Origin of the sequence: Barnesiella sp. CU968 (assembly GCF_905219685.1) — a bacterium.
In the GTDB taxonomy this organism is placed as follows: Bacteria; Bacteroidota; Bacteroidia; order Bacteroidales; family Muribaculaceae; genus Lepagella; species Lepagella muris_A.
Window position 1 is genome coordinate 1 of sequence record NZ_CAJMXD010000099.1, and the last position, 8,723, is coordinate 8,723.

Below are 8,723 nucleotides of genomic sequence, written 5' to 3' on the forward strand. Positions count from 1 at the left end.
TTAAACATCAGATTTTTAACGGATTAAGCACTTGGCTCCTCGGAGCCGTTAACAAACTTTCAAAAAAAAACAAAGTATTGTAAAACTTCATTAATGATTTTTTATTAAATTTGCATTGTTGAATAGGAAGGCGACATAAAGCCTAAATATCAATGATAGTTTAACATAAAAGCGTTTTTTGCTTTAAACTCTATTCGAAAATCGCCAATTTTCCAACTGCAGAAGGTAAAAGCAGCCAAAGACGCTTCATGCGTGTCATATCCACCCCTTGACACAACTGAAAGGGGGACTGTGAGATATCGGCATGGCGTGGGGTGGGCTGTTTGCTTCTGCACGGGTGTTTGGCGATACCAAGAATAGAGCAAACAGTGAAAACATCGTCCCACGCTTTTTCATTTTCATATCGCCAGAAGGGATGAACTGGCAATATATTTATACATTTCACATGTTATTCCGTATTAAATTACAACAGATCTTGCTTCTATCGTTTGGTATATTATCATTTGCCACTAACGCAGAAGTGATTGATGGCATCAATTACAGACTAAAAGCGTTGAACTACACACCGAGTTCCGGCATAAATAAATACCAAGCCACAGTAATAGCACCTATTGAAGGGATGTCATATTGCGGGGACATCGTCATTCCTCAGACAATAAAAGGTCCAGATGGCAATACATATGTTGTAGAGACTACAGCCNAAAACGCTTTCAAAGGCCAACATGAACTCAAATCCATTACAATAGAAAGAGATTTTTACCCAACTTCCACTTATATACTGAATCCTGATAAATATAAAGATGGATTCATTCGTGCAACCCAAGAATTTAAAGACTGTGACAAACTTGAAGCTATCAATTGTGAAAAAAAGAAAGGATCCACAAGTGACGGAGGGACATGGCAAAGCTGGTGCTATTCTATTAATGGCGTTCTTATGGAACAACCATTGGGCTCTTCCTCTATCTATACCTATGTTATCCCCTCAGGTACAATAAAAGAATTCGCATTCACCAAAGACGGCATACATATAAGACCGGGCACATTCACACATCCTGACAATATTACTGCAATCACCCTTAAACCTAATCAAACCATTTCTACCAATGGATATTCATATTTCGGCTCAATGCGTAACCTTGAAAGATTTAAGCTTGATGGAGAACATAACACTTATACTGAAATAGACGGTGTATTGTATTCCAAACATGATGGCAACATTGTCCAATTCCCGGGTAAGCATAGGGAAAGCTACACTTTGCCGGCATCCAACAAAATTCCCAATTACGCTTTTGCCGGATGCAGTATCGACAACCTTATTCTTCCCCCAGAAGTCGATGTTTGGTCGTCAGATGCATTTATATATTTTCACGGAACAATACATGTATTGGGTGAGATATCCAATAATTTGGCCTCATCTTTATCAAAAATAGACTCCGGTAGCAAAATCAAATGCCTTGGTCGATACGTAACTACTCTCCAAACAAAATGTAGCCAAGAAGTCAGCCCTCTCCACCCCGTTTGGATTGACAACCTTAATTCAGATTATCGTAACCCCCAATTCAGTCTTGCTTTTTCCGAAGACATAAATCAAACTGCGATTACATCCGTAAGCATAGAAGACAGGGTTATTCACCCAAATGCCGAAGGCTTCTATAACATAGGTACACTCTGCCCTGAAACGGGTTATAAAGTCACCATTACATACGAACAGAATGGCATCCAACATGTGGCAACTGATTTTTTTAAAACATCGGCACCTCAACAGTTCGAGACAGAAATTATCTCACTCACCCCATATTCTGTTAAAATTGGCATCACCTGTGACAAAGCAATCTCAGATAACAACTCTGAAATTGAAATAAAATTAGGAGATTATTCTTATGAAAATGTTTATAAGACGGCGAAAGCTATAATCGTATCGCCTGGCAAATACGAGGTCGAATTCACTGGTCTTCTGCCAATCTCAATGTACGCCTCCGTTATTCTTAAAATAGATGACAATACATATAATGCAAATAAACTTCATTTCGCATACGATCTGAACAAACTTTTAGAACTCGATTACGAGGCAACACATACAACTGTTATTGTAAAAGGCTTAAAATTTAATGAGAGCTATCCTGACAATAATCACGTGAAATGGTCTCTATATTCTGGTGAAAATAAACTGACAAATCTTCCGTATACAATAAAGGGGCTTCGTCCCGGCGAAGCGAGAGAATCCATATTTCTTATTGCCAATCGTGAGAATTTCCCAGAATCAGATATTTGGAGCTGGTCTCCAAAAGCAGAAGTTTTCAATGCATCCTTAAAAATTACCGATGTCGGACCATCCACCATTGCACTGGCAGTAGATTACCCAGAAGGGGATGCTCCTGTTAAAACTATTCACATAAAAGGAGATAACAAAACTTTCGAAGGTTGTAAAGCCATTATATCCGGATTATCTCCAGAAACAAATTACTCTTTTAAGGCTCAAATAACTCTTGAAGATTCAAAAGGTAAATATTTCAGAAATGCTTCAGTTAATGTTAATACTAAAAAATTGGAGCTATCAACATTACAACCTAAAAATGTCTCTGCAACAGCGTCTATTGTATGTGCAAACACAAATTTGTCAAGCTATGAAACAGGCAGTGGATTTCAATGGCGTAAACTTGATGCCCCGGAATCACTGCGTTCTAATGAAGGCTTTGCTGCTATACATAACGGTACAATGGAAGGCTATATTAAAAATTTACAGACCACATCTTATTATAAAGTTCGTGCTTTTTACAAAGATTCGAAAGATAAATATTATTTCGGCGATTGGGTAACATTTGACCCGAGTGATTTCAGCTATTTCGAACCAACCGTTCATACATATGGCGTTGAAAATGTTAGTTACAACTCTGTTACAATGCGTGGCTACGTACTACGTGGCACTGATGACATTATATCTCAAGGATTTGTATACTATCCAGCGGAATCATCAAAAAAATCATTCCGTTTAGTTTCAAAAACCGAATCTTCAAGCATCGTATTGGCAGATGGTCAACTAATCACTGCCACAGTCTCAGACCTCATACCGTCTACAGACTACATTTGCACTGCTTTTGTAGAAACTGTCTCTGGAATCAAATATGGAGAAGAAGTTAGATTCTCTACACCAGAAGGTTCCGGGATAGAGACAATCATACCTAATGAAGACGAAGTGAAACCTGTAGTCTATTATAATTTACAAGGCAACAGCAACTCCGAACCATTTAAAGGTTTCAACATTGTTATTTATAACAATGGCACAACCAAGAAGGTTATGATCAAATAACACAAGTTTCAAATTATAATATCATTAGTGTCCACTAATGATATTATAATTTGAAACCATTAAAAACCATTGCCCGTTTCACTCGCTTTCGACACACTGAAACTGAGCAATAAAAGGTCTGTTTAAAGCATCCGACTTTCATATACCCCCTACTTTTCCATAAGTAGAGAAGCTAATAAATTTTTAATGGTTTTCATGGTTTGAAAATTTGTGTTGACAAAATTATTAATCTTTGTAAGATGAAGATAAAGAGTGGTTGTAAAATGGTTATGAGTGGTTGGAGCTAATACTTTAGTTTAGTTTGATGGATGAGAGATAAATGGGAATTTAACTATCTTATCAAACTGAGTGCCTTAACAAATAAAACAGGGAGCGTCAAACCGGCGCTCCCTGTTCTTTATCTGTTTATAACTTTTCCGTGGATTACTTGCGGGCGATTTTCTTGTAACCGTAAACTGCACGGCTACCGAGCTCTTCCTCGATGCGGAGAAGCTGGTTGTATTTTGCCATACGGTCTGAACGGCTTGCAGAACCAGTCTTGATCTGACCGGCGTTCATAGCAACTGCGAGGTCTGCGATTGTAGCGTCCTCAGTCTCGCCTGAACGGTGAGAGATAACAGCTGTGTAGTTGTTACGCTGTGCCATCTGAACGGCGCGGAGAGTCTCTGTGAGTGAACCGATCTGGTTAACCTTAACGAGGATTGAGTTTGCACAACCCTTCTCGATACCCTGCTCAAGATATTTAACGTTGGTCACGAAGAAATCGTCACCTACAAGCTGGCAACGGTCGCCGATAAGATCTGTGAGGATCTTCCAGCCTTCCCAGTCGTTCTCGTCCATACCGTCCTCGATAGAGTCGATAGGATATTTTGTGATAAGCTCTTCGAGATATTTAGCCTGCTCAGTGCTTGTGAGCTTCTTGCCGTTAACCTCTTTCTCAGCACCGTTCTTAAGATGAGTGTAATCATATACACCATTCTGATAGAACTCGGAAGATGCACAGTCAAGACCGATTGTAACGTCTTTTCCGGGCTCGTAGCCGGCTTTCTTGATAGCCTCGACGATAACGTTGAGAGCATCCTCAGTACCTTCGAGCTTGGGTGCGAAACCACCTTCGTCACCGACTGCAGTAGAGAGACCGCGAGCCTTGAGCACGCTCTTGAGGTTATGGAACACTTCAGTACCCATGCGGATACCCTCCTTGAAGCAGCATGCGCCTACAGGACGGATCATGAACTCCTGGAAGCAGATGGGAGCGTCAGAGTGAGCGCCACCGTTGATAATGTTCATCATCGGAACAGGAAGAACATAAGTGTCGCAACCGCCGATGTAGCGATAGAGAGGCATATCGAGATAGTTGGCGGCAGCCTTTGCCACGGCGAGAGAAACACCGAGGATGGCGTTTGCGCCGAGGTTTGATTTTGTGGGAGTGCCGTCAAGGTCAAGCATGATCTGGTCTACGCCGATCTGGTCAAGTGCGCTGTGACCGATCAGGGCTTCTGCGATCGGACCGTTTACGTTGGCAACAGCTTTCTGAACGCCCTTGCCCATGTAGCGGCTCTTGTCACCGTCACGAAGCTCAAGAGCCTCGTTTTCACCTGTAGAAGCTCCGGAGGGAACTGCGGCACGGCCCATAACGCCGCTTTCGAGAATCACGTCTACCTCAACTGTAGGGTTACCGCGAGAATCAAGGATCTCGCGACCGATTACTTTTTCAATTTTCATATTTCTATTAATTATAGATATGTTTGGGTTTATAATTTCTTTGTACGCAGGATAACACCCCAGGCGTTGCCCTAAACTCAACTGCAAAGTTAACAATAATTTTGCAAAACATTGATACCATATTAATCAAATTTAAGTAACTTTACATATTGAACTGATTTAAACTTTTTACGAACGTCCGTCAGACGGGAATAAATCAAATGGCAGAACCTTGGAAAAATATTATAACAGACCTCGCCACAGCCGAACTTCCGTTCAAACTGCTTGCCGGGCAGAGACTCCTTCTGGAGGCTCTGGAGTCTTTCGTGTTTTCCCCTGACCCGCGGCTGGCGTTCGTGCTCAACGGATACGCTGGCACGGGAAAGACTTCGGTCGTAGGCGCGTTCATCAAGGCTCTCGACAAGCTGCGCCGTCCGGTCGTGCTCCTCGCCCCTACGGGCAGAGCGGCGAAAGTGGCGCAGGCTTTCTCCGGACACCCCGCCTCCACCATCCACAAAAAGATATATCGCGGCGACTCCACCGACCCGTCCAACACCAGTTTCTTCCTTGCCCCCAACGAGCAGCGCGACACTCTCTTCATCGTCGACGAGGCTTCACTGATAACCGACACCCCCGGTGGCGGACGCTCGCTGCTCTCCCATCTCATACATCATGTGTATTCCGCACCGGGATGCCGGCTGATGCTCGTCGGCGACGAGGCGCAGCTCCCGCCCGTGGGGCAGACAAGCTCCACGGCGATGAATCCCGACAGGCTACGCTCGCTCGGTCTCGACCCGATATGTTTCTCGCTCGAGATTCCGGTCAGACAGGACATTGAAAGCGGAATCATCCGCAACGCCACGTATATCCGCTACCTTCTCACCCATCCTGAAAAAGATGCGCCGCCGGAGCTGTACGTGCGCGGCTATCCGGAAGTCGAGGCTGTCTCGTCGAGAGACCTTGCCGACAGACTGGCGGAATCCTGGAGTAAGGCGGGTGCGGACGAGACACTGATTGTGACACGTTCCAACAAGCGTGCCAACAATTTCAACATGGCGATCCGCAACCAGGTGATGTATGCCGAGGAACCGCTGCAGCGCGGCGACCGCATTATCATATCCAAAAACGATTATTACTGGGGGAAACGCAACGGCTTGAAAAGCTTCATCGCCAACGGCGACACGGCGGAAGTGATCTGGGTGGGTAAAACCGAAAAAGCCTATGGCAGATATTTCACCGAGGTGGAACTGCGTCTTGCCGACGGTGCCATTGTCGGCGCAAAGCTCATGCTGCGCAGCCTCGTCTGCGATGGGCCGTCGATTCCGCGCCTTGAGATGGAGAAATTCTACAACCGCGTGCTCGACAGCTACGAGGGGGAACTCTCCCACAAGATAAAAGGCGTCATGGAAGACCCCTATTACAATTCGCTGCAGGCGAAATACGCCTACTGCGTCACATGCCACAAGGCTCAGGGCGGACAGTGGAAGCATGTCTACATAGACATGGGCTCCATACCTCCCGATGCTCTCGGCGCAGACTTCTTCCGCTGGCTCTACACCGCGATAACGCGCGCTACAGAAAAGATATTCCTCATCAATCCCACTCTCCCCTTACGCTAATAACCTGTAACACATACCGACATGAACCATATCTTAGACATATTCAATCAGATCAACTCACTCGAAGTCAACATGGTCAACTGCATGTTCCGCCTTGTGCTCAGCATGTTTCTCGGCATGATCGTGGGTGCCGAGCGCAAACGCAAGGGACAGATAGCCGGCATACGCACATTCGCCCTCATCTCTATGGGCGCATGCCTTGCGATGCTTCTCTCCATCTATGTGCCCCAGGCGTATCTCGGACTGAAGAACGGCGACCCGGGGCGCATCGCGGCGCAGGTCATCACGGGCATCGGTTTTTTAGGCGGCGGCGCGATGATACACATGAAAGGAGCCGTGCGCGGGCTCNCNACAGCCGCCGGCATATGGATGACGGCAATCATCGGCATGGCGGTAGGCATCGGAATGTATCTCTGCTCCATCGGCGCGACACTGCTGATTCTTCTCACCCTTGTCACTTTCGAGCAATANGAGAAACGGCGCAAGCTGGGACAGGAATCGAAAGTAATCAACCTCACGGTCGAGGGGATAGTGGGCGACATAGAGAAATACCGCGAGGTGTTCAGGCAGCACAACGTGCATCTCTCGACATTCTACATCGAATACGACTACGAACACAATCGCACCCATCTCGACTTCGTGGTGCTCGCCCACGCCTACGCCGACCTCCTGCCGATGCTCAACAGCGTCGGCGAGGCAGGCGCCACGCGCCGCCTCACCCTCTCCAGCCAGATCGACATCTGACCACTCCGGTTTAAAAAAGAATCCTGTCTGCATCACACAGACAGGATTCCTAATGAGCATATGAGTATGAAATGCTCCTATTTCACAGAAATCTTACGCACCTTATTGCCCTGACGAACAATATATACGTCCGAAGCAAGATTGTCAGTGGTTGATCCTACGTAGATTCCGGAAAGGTTATAAACGCTTACGGGCTGATTCTCGTCAAAGTCTGATATCAGCTCCTCAACGCCGGACTCCGCTGCAAATTCCGCATATGATGAGAATAGCGGCCAGCAGTTGTCGGAGGCTCCTTTATAGATGGAAGTCATGCCTATTGGAACATAGAGTTTTGCGGAATAATCAGAGAACACATCATCGGGAGCCACCGGCGGCTCCACAGCATGCACTCTCACTTCCGTAAGACCCTCGCAATTGAAAAACGCCATATTCCCGATTTCCTTGACCGACGGACCGATGGAAAGCGTCTTCAGATTCTCACAGTCGGTGAAGCACCGCATACCCAGTTTCTTTACAGAATTTCCGATACGCGCACTTTCGGCACCTATACATAGGGCGAACGCATCATTACCGATTGTCTCTACAGAATTGGGTATATCAATATTCTGCCATGCCTGACAGTTGTAGAAGGCATTGTTGCCGATTTTCTTCACCGAGTTGCCGATGGCAATATCCGTTGCCGAATAACAGTCGAGGAAAGCGTAGATCGTCGCACTTTATAGCAGCAAACAGACCTCCGCTCGATGCGGATTTTATCTGTCTGCCCAAGATGTCCGACAGGAACATGTCAAAAAAGGCTTCAGCCTCCGGATAATCCGAAAGCTGAAGCCTTTATGTGATTTGTGCTGTCCTCGAATTATACGGTTTGCAATCTTATGACGATGTCATAAGATTTATCCGATAATTCTGCAGACGGGACACAGATATGTCAGTTTGTCAGGGAAAGAGCCGTCCCACCACTTTCAGGGCTGCACGCCCCAAATCGCGCTGATGTCTCGGCATGACCAGAACTCTTTCTGCTGTCATCATTGCGTTGCCGCGACATACCGGTGATGTAATTCCCCCGGAAGTTGCCTTCCGTTTGCGTCACAAAATTACTTAATTCCTCAAAAATTTCCAAATCTTCATAAAAATTCCACTGATTCCACTATTTTTTTCACCGGGTCTCCCCGGTCACATAGCCCGACAAGTTCCTTCTTCCACTCGTGAAATTCCCTCGAAAATCCATCTTCACGTGAATAAGAGTTAAATCCAGACACTCTCTAAGAGTGTGTTTACTTTTAACACGAATTAAAGCTAAATACGTTTCTTGAAATTCTTTAAGTCATCATAAAGTGTCTTTTTGGTGC

The 8,723-nt window shown here is 45.5% G+C and carries 5 protein-coding genes; 3 read left to right on the top strand and 2 right to left on the bottom strand.

Annotated features, from left to right (window positions below; all coding sequences use genetic code 11):
* Positions 1–304: 304 nt before the first annotated feature.
* Entirely contained in the window at positions 305–3,307 is a 3,003-nt protein-coding gene (locus tag JX312_RS05560) for a leucine-rich repeat protein (protein WP_204457330.1), read from the top strand.
* A 423-nt stretch (positions 3,308–3,730) separates the two neighbouring features.
* Here the strand turns inward: JX312_RS05560 and eno are convergent, their stop codons facing one another.
* A complete protein-coding gene (gene eno / locus JX312_RS05565) occupies positions 3,731–5,032 on the bottom strand; it encodes a phosphopyruvate hydratase (protein WP_204457331.1) in 1,302 nt (433 codons plus the stop codon).
* 200 nt (positions 5,033–5,232) lie between these two features.
* On the opposite strand from eno, the gene JX312_RS05570 reads away from it, so the two are divergent.
* Positions 5,233–6,630, top strand: coding sequence for an ATP-dependent RecD-like DNA helicase (locus tag JX312_RS05570; RefSeq protein WP_204457332.1), 1,398 nt, complete (start codon positions 5,233–5,235; stop codon positions 6,628–6,630).
* Between the two features lie 21 nt (positions 6,631–6,651).
* The gene (locus JX312_RS05575) at positions 6,652–7,374 is read left to right on the top strand and encodes an MgtC/SapB family protein (protein WP_204457333.1); all 723 of its coding nucleotides are present in this window, start codon (positions 6,652–6,654) and stop codon (positions 7,372–7,374) included.
* Between the two features lie 77 nt (positions 7,375–7,451).
* Here JX312_RS05575 and JX312_RS05580 read toward each other — a convergent pair whose 3' ends face one another.
* Positions 7,452–8,081, bottom strand: coding sequence for a leucine-rich repeat domain-containing protein (locus JX312_RS05580; protein WP_204457334.1), 630 nt, complete (start codon positions 8,079–8,081; stop codon positions 7,452–7,454).
* Positions 8,082–8,723 lie beyond the last annotated feature (642 nt).